The organism is Ezakiella sp., from assembly GCF_034180565.1.
Lineage (GTDB): Bacteria > Bacillota > Clostridia > Tissierellales > Peptoniphilaceae > Ezakiella.
In genome coordinates this window covers 216,171-231,041 of sequence record NZ_JAXFOB010000010.1, presented here as the reverse complement: position 1 = coordinate 231,041, position 14,871 = coordinate 216,171, and the positions used below count along the sequence as shown (strand labels likewise).

Genomic DNA, 14,871 nt, shown 5'->3' with positions numbered 1-14,871 from the left:
TTAGATATTTAGTTTAAGGTTAGCGCGGTTTTAATAGAGCAAGGGAACCACCTGTACCCATGCCGAACACAGAAGTTAAGCCTTGCATCGCTGAAGGTACTCGGAGGGCGACCTCCCGGGAGATTAAGACGAAGCCGCACTATATAATAACTAAAGAGAAAATTCGTTGTAATTTTCTCTTTAATTATTAAGTTTTATATTTAAGGATTAATTTTTATGTCTGCAATTAAGTAAGGCTTGAAAAACAGACAAGTATGCAAATAATGAGCAATGCTTGTGTAGCTCAATGGTAGAGCAATCGGCTGTTAACCGATAGGCTATAGGTTCGAGCCCTATCACAAGCGCCACTTAAATGCCGGGGTGGCGAAACTGGCAGACGCACAGGACTTAAAATCCTGCGGTGGTAACACACCGTACCGGTTCGATTCCGGTCCTCGGCACCATTTTCTATATCGCGGGGTGGAGCAGTTGGCAGCTCGTCGGGCTCATAACCCGAAGGTCGGAGGTTCAAATCCTTCCCCCGCAACCATTTTTATACGGCCCTATGGTCAAGCGGTTAAGACATCGCCCTTTCACGGCGGTATCCCGAGTTCGAATCTCGGTAGGGTCACCATTTTCCTGGACGATTAGCTCAGCTGGGAGAGCATCTGCCTTACAAGCAGGGGGTCACAGGTTCGAGCCCTGTATCGTCCACCATAAAAATTAAATAATATATAATTTTTATTAAAAAACTATTGACATTTTGTGAATGTTATGTTAGAATAAAACTGTTGTGAATGGATGGCATAACTTTGAACTGGGGTTATTACATTATTCGATTTAAAATTTAATTTGGCCCGGTAGTTCAGTTGGTTAGAATGCCAGCCTGTCACGCTGGAGGTCGACGGTTCGAATCCGTTCCGGGTCGCCATTTTATATTTATGCTGGTGTAGCTCAATCGGTAGAGCAACTGATTTGTAATCAGTAGGTTGTGGGTTCAAGTCCTATCACCAGCTCCATTTATTTTACACTAATGTTTTCAATATGGATGAGTACCCAAGTTGGCCAAAGGGGACGGACTGTAAATCCGTTAGCTTTGCTTTCAGTGGTTCGAATCCACTCTCATCCACCATGTTGGGGTATAGCCAAGTCGGTAAGGCACAAGACTTTGACTCTTGCATTCCACAGGTTCGAGTCCTGTTACCCCAGCCATTTGATCCATTAGCTCAGTCGGCAGAGCACTTGACTTTTAATCAAGGTGTCCCGAGTTCGAATCTCGGATGGGTCACCAAATATTTTGCCACATAGTTTGTGGTTTTATGGAGAGGTACCGAAGCGGTCATAACGGGGCGGTCTTGAAAACCGTTAGGGCGCAAGCCCACGTGGGTTCGAATCCCACCTTCTCCGCCATTTTGTTTCGAATCATATATAAACTCACATTTTGTATATATTTTTATAATGTATACAGGTGGGATTCGAACGCCAAGCATTTCCCGAGCGAATAGCGAGGAAAAAGAAATGCGCAGGCCGGACGATAGGAAACACCTTCTCCGCCATTTTGTTTCGAATCATATATAAACTCACATTTTGTATATATTTTTATAATGTATACAGGTGGGATTCTCTCCGCAGATTGTTGTTATCAATCGAACTTCGCAAAGCTCGTTCTCTTGAACAACAAGTTGCGTTAGACCTACAAGCCAATCGAGCTTCCCTTACGGTCGCTCTCTTGGGTTAGGGCTTAAACGCCAAGCATTTCCCGAGCGAATAGCGAGGAAAAAGAAATGCGCAGGCCGGACGATAGGAAACTCCTTCTCCGCCATTTTGTTTTTATAGCAATTTAAAACTAAATTTTTTTAATTAAGATTCATAAAGGTTTAGATTTAATTGATACCTTTATGATATTTATATTATATAAACCTTTGGAGAAGTACTCAAGTTGGCTGAAGAGGTGCCCCTGCTAAGGGTATAGGTCGTGTTTTTAGCGGCGCGAGGGTTCAAATCCCTCCTTCTCCGCCATTTATTATGCTCCGATAGCTCAGTCGGTAGAGCAGTAGACTGAAAATCTACGTGTCACTGGTTCGATTCCGGTTCGGAGCACCATTTGTAGGGGTATAGTTCAGTTGGTAGAACGTCGGTCTCCAAAACCGAATGCCGTGGGTTCGAGTCCTGCTACCCCTGCCAATATTCAAGGGCCTTTAGCTCAGTGGTTAGAGCACCCGGCTCATAACCGGTCGGTCCTGGGTTCAAATCCCCGAAGGCCCACCACTACAGATGTACATTTGGTTGATTTCAATCATTGATGTACATTTTTTATTTCAAGAATACATAAAGCAAAAGACCGAGAGCTTCCCGGTCTTTTTTAGTACATATTAAATTCCATATTTTTTTATAGTTTCTTCAATTCTTTCTCTAAGAATTGTGTAGTATATTCTTTCCCATTTTACAACTTTTTTTGTGTCGCCGAAATACAGTAGTTCCATTCCGTCTTTCATAGCTTTTTGAAGTGTGAACTTTATTTGAAGGAAGTTCATATTTCCTTCAATCGAAATATCGCCGTCAAAAATACTCACTTCCGGAATCGGTCGTCTACATATAAGTTCAGTAATTATGCTGTTTCCAATTGTATAGAAGTCGTTTATTACAAATCTAGTATCATATAAGGTGTTGTAATTTTTTATGACGGCATTCACATTCATAAGCGGCGGCAAATTTTTTATGTCGTAGTAGTTATGGTTTAAGAGTGATTTTTTTAGATATTCATATCCGGTCTCGACATATGTTTTATAAAGAGTAAGAGTTTCTTTACCTGCGAGCGGATCGTTACGTTCAATTCTCATAAACTTTTCAGCAGTTTTTAGATTGATTCTCTTTATCATCAAAAATTTGTTGTGTTTTCTTATGAGTTCATATAAATCATATTGTTCTTGAGGAAAGTTCAGTGTAACTCCATATGCATCTGCTCTTTCGTTTAGAAACGGTATATCGAATATGTTTCCGTTAAACGTTACAATTCTTTGTTTATTTTTAAGAAGCTCATTGAGATAAAGAAGGCTTTCTTTTTCATCGTCTTTAGACTTTATGAATATTTGTTTTGATTCAATTTTATCTTCTTTTACAAATGCGGCTCCTATAACCCATGCGTAGTCTGAGTTTCTTTTGAGACCTGTTGTTTCAATGTCGAGATAAATGTCGTCCGTTCGATTGTATATCGACGGTTTGTATGGGTCCTCGTAGTTTATAATATCAATCATTATATCTTAAAGAATTGTTCCATCTCTTCTTTGGATTTATTTGCAGCAACAAGTGCCATAAGTGCGATTCTTGCTTTGTGTCCCGGGAGATATCCGCCGTTTATTACGCCTGATTCGAAGAGTCCTTTACCACCACCGAGATATCCATAGCTTCCAAGAACACGACCGGTTGCGCAGCGGCTGACAAGAACTATAGGAATGTTCAGTTCAAGGGCTCTGTTTATTGAAGGAAGAGTTGCAGGAGGAACATTTCCACGACCGAGCGCTTCAATAACTATGCCTTTGTATCCGTTGTCAATATAAAAATCTATAATATCTCCTTCAACACCGGCAGCCATTTTTATGAGTGCGATTTTCGGTTCGAGAGTGTCCACAATTACTTTTTTTACGGATTTTTCTCGTCTATAGTATAGTACTTCGTCGTTATCAATGATTCCAAGAGGTCCGAGCTCAGGGGATTTAAAAGTGTTGACGGAAAGTGTGTTTGTCTTTGTGACTTGTGCTGCGCTGTGGACTTCGTTGTTCATGACAACAAGAGTACCAAGGCCTCTGCTTTCTTCGTTAAGTATAGTTGCAATAGACGCTGTAAGATTGAGCTCTCCGTCATATCCGAGTTCACTTGCGTTTCTCATAGCTCCGGTCATTACGATCGGTTTTTCGTTGTCGATTGAGATGTCGAGATAGTATGCAGTTTCCTCGAGAGTATCTGTACCATGTGTTACAATTACTCCGACGTTTTCAGGGTCGCTTAGAGCTTCAACAACAGCTTGTCTGATTTCAGTCATACGTTCCGGTGTTATGTGACCGCTTGGTATGTTAAATAATTCTTTTTCACGTATTTGCGTGTCTTTTATATGAGTTTTTACTTCTCCAATCAATTCTTCAGAGCTTAAAGATGGAATTGCAGCTCTTAGATTTGGGTCTATTCTCATTGCGATTGTACCGCCTGTCATTACGACTACAATATTTTTCATATTATTCACCTCTATAAATAGTTTATATTAAAGTTTTAAAAAAATCAATGGATTTTCTAAATTAATAAAGCTTTATTTAAATACATTTATAACTTTATCAGTTTATATATTTTGTTTTATGGGTATTTATACAAAAAGGGAGGAATATGTATGAAGAAAAAGGTTTTACTATTAATGGTTTTTACTATATTTTTATTCGGTTGCGAAAGGACGGAAAAACCGGAAGGCTGGGATGAAAAAAATAAAAAAACGGAAATAGAGAAAGATATTACTGAAGAATTGGAAGCAAAATATGAATCAATTTTAAATGAGTTAAAATCAAAAACTCTGGAAGATTTAAAATCTGATTTTGGAGAAAATCCATTATTCCAAGATTTGTATAATTATATTCACGATGAACTTTCAAAAGTTGCAAAATCAAAAGACGAAGTCGATGCATTTTTGAAAGACGAAAAAGATGAGATTAAAGAATTTTTCGATGAATATATTCTAAATGAAGAAGATGAAGATTCAATTGATGATTTCAAAGATAAGATTGAAACGAAGATAAAAAATGGCGACATAAAATTTGACGATAGGATGAGTTTTGACGATTTTGAGCAAATTATATTTGACAATATTGATTTGTATAAACCGAATATGAGTTCGTCTGAAAAGTCAAAGTTTGCAGAAGAAAACCATGAGTTCTTAAACGAGTTTTATATGGAGCTTTTGGATGATTATAGAGAAAATAATGCGGGCAAAAATTCAAGCGACAGTTTGATTGAAGAAGCTGTAGAAGAGGTTCGCTCGATGAATGAGGATGAAATCGATTTAATTTTTGGAGATTATCCGACATATGAAAGTTTTAAAATCTATATTCATTCATATATTAGCGGAGCAGAATCGACAATGAACACGATTGAAATCGAAAAAATCATGGATGAAAATGAAGAATATATTTCTGAAGCATTTGAAGAAATTTTTAAGAATTAGCTCTCACAGCGAGGGCTTTTTTTATTTGTTAAATTTATTCTAAATCTAATCAGCTATTGAAAAATCACAGTTTTTTTGATATTATTTAAGGTACGGGGTGAAAAATATGATATATCTTGACAATGCAGCAACAACTAAACCGAGCAAGAATGTTTTAGACGCTTATTTACTTGCACAGACTGAATTATGGGGAAATCCTTCTGCCATACACAGTTTTGGCGAGGAGGTTTTTTTTAAGTTAAAGAATGTGAGAGATGAAATCAAAAAATTGCTTGGAGCACAAAATGGAGAAATTTATTTTACGTCTTCAGCAACTGAGTCTATTAATACGTTTTTTAAAGGTTTTTTAAAACCGGGAGAACATTTGATAACAACTCTCTATGAACATTCTGCTGTATATGAAAACGCAAGATATTTTGAAGATAACGGCGGGGAGGTTACATATCTCGAGCCGATAAATGGAATTGTTACGCCTGAAATGGTTTTGGAGAGTGTAAGGGAAAACACTTCGCTTGTTGCAATAATGGCGGTAAACAACGAGATTGGCGCTTTAAATGATATTGTAGGAATTTCAAAAGCAGTTAAGGAAAAATATCCTAATATAAAGGTGTTTTCCGATTGCGTTCAAGCGATTGGAAAGACACCGATTGATTTAAGAAATTCAAATTTAAATGGAATTGCAATAAGTCCACATAAGTTTCACGGTCTTAAAGGTACGGGAATTTTATATTTAAATGATATAAAAATAAATCCGCTTCTTCTCGGAGGTGGTCAGGAAGACAAGATGCGCTCGTCAACGGAAAATGTGGGCGGCATTTTTGCAACGCTTGAAGCGCTTAAAGAATCTATAAATTCAGTTGAAGCATTTCAAAAGAATGCTTATGAAATGAGAAATACAATGATTGAAGGGCTTAAAGATGTCGAGGACAAGATTATAAATGAACCGATAAATTTTGTTCCGAATATATTAAATATTTCGTTTAAAAATGTTAAAGGTGAGGCGCTGGTTCATATGCTTGAGGGTGATGAGATTTATGTAAGCACATCGAGCGCATGTTCAAGTCACGCCTCAAAAAAATCGAGAAGCCTTATTGCAATGAATGTTCCGGATGATTATGCGGGCGGAACGATAAGGATTTCATTCGGTGATTACAACACAAAGGATGAAGTGAAATTTGCAGCTCAAAAGATAAAAGAGTATGTTTCGGTTATAAGGGAGTTGATGAAATGATAAGGGAATGTGTTTCCGTCAGCTATGGCGAGATTGCACTGAAAAAAGATAATAAACCGTTTTTTGAAAGGGAACTTCGAAAGAATTTAAAGGCGACGCTCTCCGATTTAAATCCGGATTTTAAGTTTGATCAGTCGAAAGTGTTCATATATTCTGACGATAATGCTGAGACGGTGAGACGTCTTCAAAAGATTTTCGGAATAAGTTATATTGCTCCGCAGTTTGAAACAGAGTCAACTTTGGATAAGATTTTTGAAGCTGCTATTCATGCGGTGAAATTTGAACTTCAAAGAGCGCCTTTTAAGACTTTTAAGATTGAATCAAAGAGAGTCGATAAAAGCTTCCCAATTAAAAGCCCTGAGATAAGCAGGCTTGTCGGCGGTGCAGTTTTAAAAGAAAATTTGGGACTGACAGTTGATGTGAAAAATCCGGACCGAATTATTAGAGTTGATGTAAGAAAAACATCATTCGTATCACCGGGAAGAATAAAAGCGCTCGGCGGAATGCCGGTAGGCTCGAATGGAAGAGTTTTGAGTCTTTTGTCGGGAGGAATTGACTCTCCGGTGGCTTCGATTCTTGCTATGAAAAGAGGACTTCAAGTGGATTACATACATTTCCACTCATATCCTTTTACATCGAAGAGGAGCTTTTTAAAGACAAAGGAACTTGCTGAACTCTGCACGGAATATGAACCTTACGGAATGCTCTTTTCGTTCAACTTATTCCCAATACAGGAGGCAATTACAAAGAACTGCGATATAAGATTTACGACACTTCTACAAAGAAGATCCATGACAAGACTCGCAACTCTCATGGCAAAGGACAACGACAGAACTGCGCTTGTCACGGGTGAAAATTTGGGACAAGTTGCAAGCCAAACGCTTCCGGGGATGAGCGTGGTGGATCCGGTGACGGATTTAATTATATTACGGCCTCTCATAACATACGACAAGACGGAGATTATCGACCTTGCAAGAAAGTTTGGCACATATGAAAAGTCAATCGAGCCTTTTGAGGACTGCTGCACGGTTTTTGTTGCAAAGCATCCTAAGACAAATCCGACACTTGAGCAAGTGCTTGAGGAGGAATCGAAAATCAATTATCTTGAAATAGAAGAGGAAATTTTCAATAAACGTGAATCATATAAAATAAAATAATTTAAAGGAAGTGAACAGATGGAACAAGATAGCTTTTTATCATTACAAAATTTAAGAAAATCTTATGACGGCGAAGTCGTTTTGGATAATGTTTCGCTCGATATAAAAAAAGGTGAGTTTTTGACTCTCTTGGGGCCATCGGGTTGTGGAAAAACCACAACTCTCAGACTGATTGGGGGATTTGCATATCCGGATTCGGGAAAAATTATCTTTGAAGGAAAAGATATAACCAATATTCCGCCGAACAAAAGACGCGTGAATACTGTTTTCCAAAAATATGCACTTTTCCCATATTTAAATGTCTATGACAATATAGCTTTCGGACTTCGTTTGAAAAAAACTGACGAATCCGAAATCAAAAAAAGAGTATACAAAATGCTCGAACTTGTAAATTTGCCGAAATATGCGACAAGGTCGGTCACAAGCTTGTCGGGCGGACAACAACAAAGAATTGCAATTGCAAGGGCACTTGTGAACGAGCCGGAGATTCTTCTATTGGACGAGCCGCTCGGAGCTCTTGACAATAAACTCAGAAAGGGCATGCAAACAGAGCTTATAAATATGCAATGGGAGCTTGGTATAACTTTTATTTTTGTTACACATGACCAGGAAGAAGCTCTTTCCATGAGCGACAGAATCGCAGTCATGAATGAGGGAATTATCGAACAACTTGGAAAGCCGATTGATATTTACAATGAACCTGCGAACTCGTTTGTTGCAGATTTTATAGGCGAAAGCAATATCAGCGAAGGCGTTTTCAATCACGACTACAGTGTAAGTTTCAACAATACAACATTCCCGTGTGTGGACAAGGGGTTCAGACCGGGAGAAAAGGTGGACGTCGTTATAAGACCTGAGGATGTAGAAATTATGCACGAAGACGGCGAAAGTAGAATCAAAGGAACTGTTGAAAACGTAATTTTCAGAGGTGTTCACTACGAAATTTTGATAAATATTAACGACACTATTTGGAAGGCGAAAAGCACAGTTGCTCCTGTCGAAGACAGCGAGGTTTACATTACTGTTGCGCCTGAAAATATACACGTTATGAGGAAAGAGTAATGAAAAAGCTTAAATTACCGGTCCTTTTTTATGGACTTTGGGCGATATTTTTTATTCTTGCTCCGATAGTTTTAATCGTGTTTCTTGGGTTTTCTGTTGAAGAGTCGGGAAAAACGGTTTTTAGTCTTGCAAACTTTAAAAGATTCTTCAGTCCGATTTATTTAAGTATACTTTGGGCGTCGTTTAAGCTTGCATTTTTTTCGACATTAATCTGCCTATTGATTGGTTATCCCTTTGCTTGGTTCATTGCAAAAAAGAAAAATAGAGATATTTATATGATTTTAATTATGATTCCGATGTGGATGAATTTTCTTTTAAGGACATATGCATGGCTCACACTTCTTGGCAGAAACGGACTCGTAAACAGCTTTTTGGTTAAAATCGGCATAGGACAGCTTGAACTTATGTATAACAACTTCTCTATAATGATTGGAATGGTATACAACTATTTGCCGTTCATGATTCTTCCGATTTTTACCGCAATAACAAAGCTAGACTACGGATATATCGAGGCGGGATACGACCTTGGAGCAACACCGCAGGAAGTGTTTAGAAAGATTATATTTCCGCTTACAAAAGGTGGCGTTATTACAGGGATAACAATGACATTTATTCCGGCAATCTCCACATTTGTTATCTCGCAACTTCTCGGAGGAAACAATATAAACTTAATCGGGAACATCATCGAGCAACAATTCAGATATACAGGCGATTGGAATTTCGGCTCAGCGATAAGTATAGTGCTCATAATTATTATTTTGGTGCTTATAAAATTCAGTCTTAAAAATGCCGATGAAGACGGAATTGAAGGAGGAATTATATAATGAAAAAGATTTTAAAAAATTTATATATTTCACTCATTTATCTGTTTTTTTATCTGCCGATTATAATACTCATAATTTATTCGTTCAATGCAACAAAATCGAGAGTTGTTTGGGGCGGGTTCAGTCTCAAATGGTATCAGGAACTTTTTCAGAGCAAAGAAGTTTTGATGAGCTTTTACAACACGATTTTGATTGGCGTTCTATCCACAATAATGGCAACAATCATCGGCACAATCGGTGCGATAGGGCTTTTTAGAGCAGGTGGGAGAGTTAATAAATTCTTTATGGAGTTAAACTATCTTCCGATTTTAAATCCGGACATAGTCATTGCAGTAAGTCTTGTTGCGCTATACAATTTTATAAAACTCGACTTCGGATATTTGACGATAATTTTGAGTCATGTGGCATTTACAACTCCATATGTCGTGTTTAATGTCATGCCTAGACTCTCTATGATGAATCCGAATTTATACGAAGCGGCACTCGACCTCGGCTCGACAAGGTGGGAAGCCTTTAAATATGTAATACTTCCGGAAATTAAACCGGGAATTTTAAGCGGTGCTCTTATGGCGTTCACGCTTTCGATAGATGACTTTGCGGTCAGCTTTTTTACAACCGGAAAGGGCATTCAAAACATTTCAATCACTGTTTATTCGATGGCAAGGCGTGGAATAAATCCGGTCATAAATGCACTTTCAACCTTGATGTTTATCATAATGATTGCACTTGTAATCGTTATAAATGTAAGAAAAAATAAATTTGAAAAGAAAAAAGAAGCAATGCTTAAAATGGGAATGGGTGAATCGGAATGAAGAAATTAATCCCTTTTATTGTAATTATAGCCGCATTATTTATCACCGGATGCAATGACGACGGCGAAAAACTTTATGTATATAACTGGGGCGACTACATGGATATGGACGTTGTTAAAGAGTTTGAAGAAGAGTATAATGTGGAAGTTGTCTATCAGGAATTTGCGACGAACGAAGACCTTTATGTTAGAATCAAAAACTCATCAGAACCGATGGACGTCATCTTTCCGTCGGATTATATGCTCGAGAGAATGGCAAACGAAGGTCTTTTAAACGAACTTGACTTTAATAAACTTGATAATTTTAAATATGTCGACAAAGATTTGACGGGAATGAGTTACGACAAAGAAAATAAATATAGCGTTCCGTTCTTTTGGGGAACAGTTGGAATAATTTATAATACTGAGAAATATCCGGAAGGGTTCAGCAAATGGGCGGATTTGTGGGATGAAAAATACAAAAAAGATATGGTTTTATATTATTCACAACGCGATATTTTGATGATTGCATTAAAAAAACTCGGTTACAGCATGAATACCTTCGAAGAAACGGAGCTTGAGGAAGCAAAGTACGAGCTTATAGATCAAAAGCCTCTTGTATACGCATATTTGGGCGATGAGATAAAAGATATTTTAATCGCAGAGGATGCAAATATCGGAGTTGTTTATTCGGGAGATGCCGGAGTTATAATCGATGAAAATCCGAAATACAAATATATTCTCCCGGAAGAGGGTACAAACCTTTGGTTTGACGTTGCGGCAATTCCTAAAAACGCCAGAAATATAAGCAGAGCGCACGACTTTTTAAACTTTCTGTTAAGACCTGAGATCGCTGCAAGAAATGCAGAATATTTGCAATATGCGACGGTTGAAAGCGAAGCAAAAAAATATCTTCCGGAGTCTTTGGTGGATAATGAAGCGCTCTATCCGGACAGAACCGACATGACAAAATTTGAGATTTTCGAAGATCCGTCTCAAAAATTGAAACTATATGACAGGATTTGGACCGAATTTCAAAGTGGGTACAAGAAAAAATAGAGGGGAGTTTGAAACTCCTCTTTTTTATGTTTCTTGGGGATAATTTATGAAAAGAATTCATTAAAATGGTGAAAAATTTGTTTAAAAAATGTTATTGTGGGTATTTATTAATAGAAAGGAGTGAGAGGTATGCTACTTGATTTTTCAGAGTCGGTTGAGACTGACATAGAAAGAATACAAGAATTTAATTCAAAACTGGTAGAACTTGTTCGTGAATATATCACCGACGAAGATGTTATTTTTGACGTAAAACTTATTTTAAACGAACTTACAATAAACTCTGCACTCCATGGGAACAGACTTGATCCGGAAAAGTTGATAACGGTATATGTACACATTCAGGATTCCGAAATCAAAATAGTTGTTAAAGATCAGGGCTGTGGAATTGACTCTATCAAGCCGAATAAAGAACATAACTCCGAATTTGTCGGAGGAAGAGGACTTTGTCTTGTAGATGCGGTTGTTGACAAGTTTGAAGCTTGTAAAAATCGTGTCGAATGCGTGAAATACTTATAAAATTTGTCAATGTTATGATTCGTACTCCTTAAATGATAATATTAAGGGGTATTTTTTTTTATTTAAAATTTTATATATGTGATAAATATCGCTTGCAAATTTTAAATATGCATCTATTGATTAGATTATTAAAAAGTGATAAAAGAATTTAAAGAATCGTTATTATTTGCTAAAAGATTTAGATTTATTATAAAGAGGTTTTCTAAATTTTTTAAAAAGAAGCTTATGTTCAAAAACATAGGAGTGATATGGTTTAAATGCAAAATTTACGCGTTCAAAAATTAAATAGGATCCGGATTTCAATTTTAATAGTGCTTTTTATTTTGTTTATATTTAGATTTTATTTTTTGAATTTTTCTTATAAAAAAGCAACCACTGCATATATTTATAAAAATGGGGAGTGGAGAGAGACTGAAATTTTTTTAGACTTGGATTATAATCATAATCTTTTTTCTTCGGACAATTTCATAGGCAGTATATATACCGAGGATGTCAAAATATTAAAGCGTTGGAAAGATTTTTTTGTTGAGCGAGGAGCGGTGAGTGAAAGCGGATGGAATACGAAAAATTTGTCGTATAGCCCAAAAAATTCATATGTAGATGGGCAATATAAATATTCGGGTTTCCGTAATAGAGATGAATTTTTACTAGGCAAAGTTTATTTTAAAGACTTTTTTAAGGGGATTATAATTACCGCTTATGATTGGGAAATTACAGAAAAAAGTGGAATTAATTATGTCGATACTAAAGAGAATAATCCGGTTGTAATAGTTGCAGGGGATGTTGATATTAAAGATATAAATAAAATAAAAAGGGACTTCATTTTGAACTCTACCGATTTAAGTTTATTGCCTCAAAATTTAAATACTAAAATTTCAATTCCATTTTTCAATCTTCAGATTTTTAAGCGTGAAGATATTTACTCATACAATAAAAAATATGATCTCAAGTGGAAGTCTGTACCTAATCCGGTAGACAAAGAAGTAGCTTTAATGGAAAAGAAAATGTACAATTCGGATGAATATATAAAAATTAAAATCAGTGAGTTGGAGAGATTTAAGTCAGGCTTTATAAGTGAAATCAATATAAATTACAGTAACATTTTATATGTTGGAGAATATATTTCATTAAAAGAGAGCGTCGAGGAATTCAAAGATTTCAAACTTTATTCCGCACTATTAATAAAAACCGATGAAAATGATATAAACTATGTTGAAAACGTATACACCATAAAGATTAACAAAGACGGTTCGCAAAAATTTCTATCGGATGTTGTAGGTTTTATTAATTAAATATATATTTATAAAAAACAATTTCAAACAAAAAGGCGGCAAAGCTTTTAAGCTCTGTCGCCTTATATTTTATTTTTATTTATTTTCATATGGTTCCAAGAATGCGTGGAAATGTCTCATAGGGAGATTGTGTCCCCAAAGGATTCGCATGTTCGGAATGCTTTCTCTGTCTTCATAGAGCGCTTTTACAGCGGCGATTACATAGTCGAGATGTTCTTGTGTGAGTCTGCTTCTGTCTATTGCAAAACGAACGACGTTTGCGAGTTCAGCTTGTTGTTCAGGAGTTTTCAAGTCATATTCCATTGAGAAATCGCCGAGTTCGGCAACTCTTATGCCGTATCTTCTGATGAGTTCCAATGAGAAGCCTTGACCTGCAAAAGTTTCGTGACCGCGTTTTCCGTCGAAGAATTCGTCCATATTGATGTAGACCGCATGCCCTCCGGCAGGAAGCACGACGCCTTTTACTCCGGCTTTATAAAAACCTTGAGCGAGATATTCGCATTGTTTAACACGGCTATCCATATAGTTGAAGTTGCAACTTTCGTATAGACCGACGCTTAATGCCATAATGTCACGGCCGCTCATTCCGCCGTATGAGTCGTTTCCGTAGCATGAAATTTGTTTTACTTTAAGTCTTACGCCGACGTCCATTTTTATTGAGCCGTCTTCGTTGAAGTCGGAGAATTTTTGCCAGAAGAGACCTTTGTCTCTGAATGCGAGCATACCGCCCATATTTGCGTGGCCGTCTTTCTTTGCGGACATACAAAAACCGTCGCAATAGGAGAACATTTCAGTTGCAATTTCCGCAATTGACTTGTTTTCGTAGCCGTCTTCGTTCATCTTTATGAAATATGAATTTTCAGCCCAACGCGCAACGTCAAAGATGAGAGGGATATCGTATTTGTGCGCAATTCTATTAACCTCTCTTATATTTGCCATTGAAACAGGTTGTCCGCAAACGGTATTGTTTGTAATACACATAAAGATTAACGGAACATTTTCTACTTCAACTTTTTCGATGAGCTCTTCAAGTTTTTCGAGATCAATATTACCTTTGAACGGGTTTTTGTCATATTTTCCACCTTCAGGAATTTCATAGAGCAGTTCTTTGTTGTAAAGATTTCTAGGAATCGAGCCCATTTGTTTTATATTTCCTTCGGTTGTGTCGAAGTGACCGTTTGATGGAATTGTGAAAACTTTTCCCGGATGTCTTTCCTGTAAAATATTTCTGACAATTTCCATAAGCACAGATTCAGCAGCACGACCTTGTTGGATTATGAATGAATTCGGACGTTCCATTTGAGCGGCGCCGCCGTTAAATAGACCGCCTTCGTATTCGCAAAGATAAACTTCGTCCATCATTTTTTTGACGTCTCTGCAATCCGTTCTTACAAGATCTAAAATTTTCTTCCAATTTTTTTCACCGCCGCGTTCAAAGATGTCGCGGAAAGTGTCCAAAAGAACATAGTACCCCGTATTTCTTCCATATGCTTCGTCTCCATAGAAAAGGGAAGCCCATTGAGTGTTTGTCATTGCCGTCGTGCCGGAGTCAGAGAGCATGTCGATCGTAAGAAGTCCTGATGGGAATGCAAATTCATTGTAGTGTGTAGCTTTTAAAGCCCTTTCGCGTTCCTCGACTGTCACTGTCGGCAAATCCCTCACCGCATATGTAAAATGCGTCGGTGTTGGGACGTTTAAAGAATATTTTTCAGTCATAATATACCTCCTGGTTGATTTTCGAGAGCAAAACTCTCTTAA

Annotated in this window: 12 protein-coding genes, 15 tRNA genes and 1 rRNA gene; 25 read left to right on the top strand and 3 right to left on the bottom strand. The window is 37.2% G+C overall.

All coding sequences use genetic code 11. The features are described 5' to 3' along the window. Window positions 1-23 precede the first annotated feature (23 nt). The 16 genes from rrf (at window position 24) to SPI61_RS02920 (ending at window position 2,247) form a co-directional block, all read left to right on the top strand. Window positions 24-140: ribosomal RNA gene (gene rrf / locus SPI61_RS02995) — 5S ribosomal RNA — on the top strand. 132 nt (window positions 141-272) lie between these two features. Then, window positions 273-347: transfer RNA gene (locus SPI61_RS02990), tRNA-Asn, on the top strand. Window positions 348-354: 7 nt separating this feature from the next. Continuing rightward, a tRNA-Leu gene (locus tag SPI61_RS02985) sits at window positions 355-443 on the top strand. A gap of 10 nt (window positions 444-453) precedes the next feature. Next, window positions 454-529 (top strand) — tRNA-Met (locus SPI61_RS02980). A 9-nt stretch (window positions 530-538) separates the two neighbouring features. Continuing rightward, window positions 539-613, top strand: a tRNA-Glu gene (locus SPI61_RS02975). A gap of 7 nt (window positions 614-620) precedes the next feature. Continuing rightward, window positions 621-696, top strand: a tRNA-Val gene (locus tag SPI61_RS02970). A 137-nt stretch (window positions 697-833) separates the two neighbouring features. Further along, a tRNA-Asp gene (locus SPI61_RS02965) sits at window positions 834-910 on the top strand. Between the two features lie 12 nt (window positions 911-922). Next, a tRNA-Thr gene (locus tag SPI61_RS02960) sits at window positions 923-998 on the top strand. Between the two features lie 27 nt (window positions 999-1,025). Next, a tRNA-Tyr gene (locus SPI61_RS02955) sits at window positions 1,026-1,111 on the top strand. Between the two features lie 3 nt (window positions 1,112-1,114). Then, a tRNA-Gln gene (locus SPI61_RS02950) sits at window positions 1,115-1,191 on the top strand. A 3-nt stretch (window positions 1,192-1,194) separates the two neighbouring features. After that, window positions 1,195-1,270 (top strand) — tRNA-Lys (locus tag SPI61_RS02945). Between the two features lie 30 nt (window positions 1,271-1,300). Continuing rightward, window positions 1,301-1,389: transfer RNA gene (locus SPI61_RS02940), tRNA-Ser, on the top strand. 514 nt (window positions 1,390-1,903) lie between these two features. Continuing rightward, window positions 1,904-1,998: transfer RNA gene (locus tag SPI61_RS02935), tRNA-Ser, on the top strand. An 8-nt stretch (window positions 1,999-2,006) separates the two neighbouring features. Then, window positions 2,007-2,082 (top strand) — tRNA-Phe (locus SPI61_RS02930). A gap of 5 nt (window positions 2,083-2,087) precedes the next feature. Next, window positions 2,088-2,163 (top strand) — tRNA-Trp (locus SPI61_RS02925). Window positions 2,164-2,171: 8 nt separating this feature from the next. Then, a tRNA-Ile gene (locus tag SPI61_RS02920) sits at window positions 2,172-2,247 on the top strand. A 104-nt stretch (window positions 2,248-2,351) separates the two neighbouring features. Here SPI61_RS02920 and SPI61_RS02915 read toward each other — a convergent pair. Together SPI61_RS02915 and SPI61_RS02910 are read right to left on the bottom strand one after the other, a co-directional pair. Next, window positions 2,352-3,233, bottom strand: a complete 882-nt coding sequence (locus tag SPI61_RS02915) for a ribonuclease H-like domain-containing protein (protein ID WP_321136638.1) — start codon at window positions 3,231-3,233, stop codon at window positions 2,352-2,354. Further along, window positions 3,233-4,207 (bottom strand): asparaginase, encoded by a 975-nt coding sequence (locus SPI61_RS02910; RefSeq protein WP_321136637.1) that lies wholly within the window; start codon window positions 4,205-4,207, stop codon window positions 3,233-3,235. The genes SPI61_RS02915 and SPI61_RS02910 overlap by 1 nt, the downstream gene beginning before the upstream one ends. Before the next feature lie 150 nt (window positions 4,208-4,357). Here SPI61_RS02910 and SPI61_RS02905 point away from each other — a divergent pair, with 150 nt between their 5' ends. The 9 genes from SPI61_RS02905 (at window position 4,358) to SPI61_RS02865 (ending at window position 13,113) form a co-directional block, all read left to right on the top strand. Beyond that, window positions 4,358-5,182, top strand: coding sequence for a hypothetical protein (locus tag SPI61_RS02905; protein ID WP_321136636.1), 825 nt, complete (start codon window positions 4,358-4,360; stop codon window positions 5,180-5,182). 106 nt (window positions 5,183-5,288) lie between these two features. After that, window positions 5,289-6,413, top strand: coding sequence for a cysteine desulfurase family protein (locus SPI61_RS02900; protein ID WP_321136635.1), 1,125 nt, complete (start codon window positions 5,289-5,291; stop codon window positions 6,411-6,413). After that, window positions 6,410-7,570, top strand: coding sequence for a tRNA uracil 4-sulfurtransferase ThiI (gene thiI, locus SPI61_RS02895; protein WP_321136634.1), 1,161 nt, complete (start codon window positions 6,410-6,412; stop codon window positions 7,568-7,570). The genes SPI61_RS02900 and thiI overlap by 4 nt, the downstream gene beginning before the upstream one ends. An 18-nt stretch (window positions 7,571-7,588) precedes the next feature. After that, complete coding sequence (locus SPI61_RS02890; protein ID WP_321136633.1) at window positions 7,589-8,632, top strand: ABC transporter ATP-binding protein; 1,044 nt, start codon at window positions 7,589-7,591, stop codon at window positions 8,630-8,632. Next, window positions 8,632-9,456 (top strand): ABC transporter permease, encoded by an 825-nt coding sequence (locus tag SPI61_RS02885; RefSeq protein WP_321136632.1) that lies wholly within the window; start codon window positions 8,632-8,634, stop codon window positions 9,454-9,456. Before SPI61_RS02890 ends, SPI61_RS02885 begins: the two co-directional genes overlap by 1 nt. Next, the gene (locus SPI61_RS02880; protein ID WP_321136631.1) at window positions 9,456-10,268 is read left to right on the top strand and encodes an ABC transporter permease; all 813 of its coding nucleotides are present in this window, start codon (window positions 9,456-9,458) and stop codon (window positions 10,266-10,268) included. Before SPI61_RS02885 ends, SPI61_RS02880 begins: the two co-directional genes overlap by 1 nt. After that, window positions 10,265-11,305 (top strand): spermidine/putrescine ABC transporter substrate-binding protein, encoded by a 1,041-nt coding sequence (locus SPI61_RS02875; protein ID WP_321136630.1) that lies wholly within the window; start codon window positions 10,265-10,267, stop codon window positions 11,303-11,305. The genes SPI61_RS02880 and SPI61_RS02875 overlap by 4 nt, the downstream gene beginning before the upstream one ends. 129 nt (window positions 11,306-11,434) lie before the next feature. Beyond that, window positions 11,435-11,821: an ATP-binding protein gene (locus tag SPI61_RS02870; RefSeq protein WP_321136629.1), complete on the top strand. Its 387-nt coding sequence runs from the start codon at window positions 11,435-11,437 to the stop codon at window positions 11,819-11,821. Window positions 11,822-12,078: 257 nt separating this feature from the next. Then, complete coding sequence (locus SPI61_RS02865) at window positions 12,079-13,113, top strand: hypothetical protein (RefSeq protein WP_321136628.1); 1,035 nt, start codon at window positions 12,079-12,081, stop codon at window positions 13,111-13,113. 75 nt (window positions 13,114-13,188) lie between these two features. Here the strand turns inward: SPI61_RS02865 and SPI61_RS02860 are convergent, their stop codons facing one another. After that, the gene (locus SPI61_RS02860; RefSeq protein ID WP_321136627.1) at window positions 13,189-14,829 is read right to left on the bottom strand and encodes a tryptophanase; all 1,641 of its coding nucleotides are present in this window, start codon (window positions 14,827-14,829) and stop codon (window positions 13,189-13,191) included. Window positions 14,830-14,871: the final 42 nt, after the last annotated feature.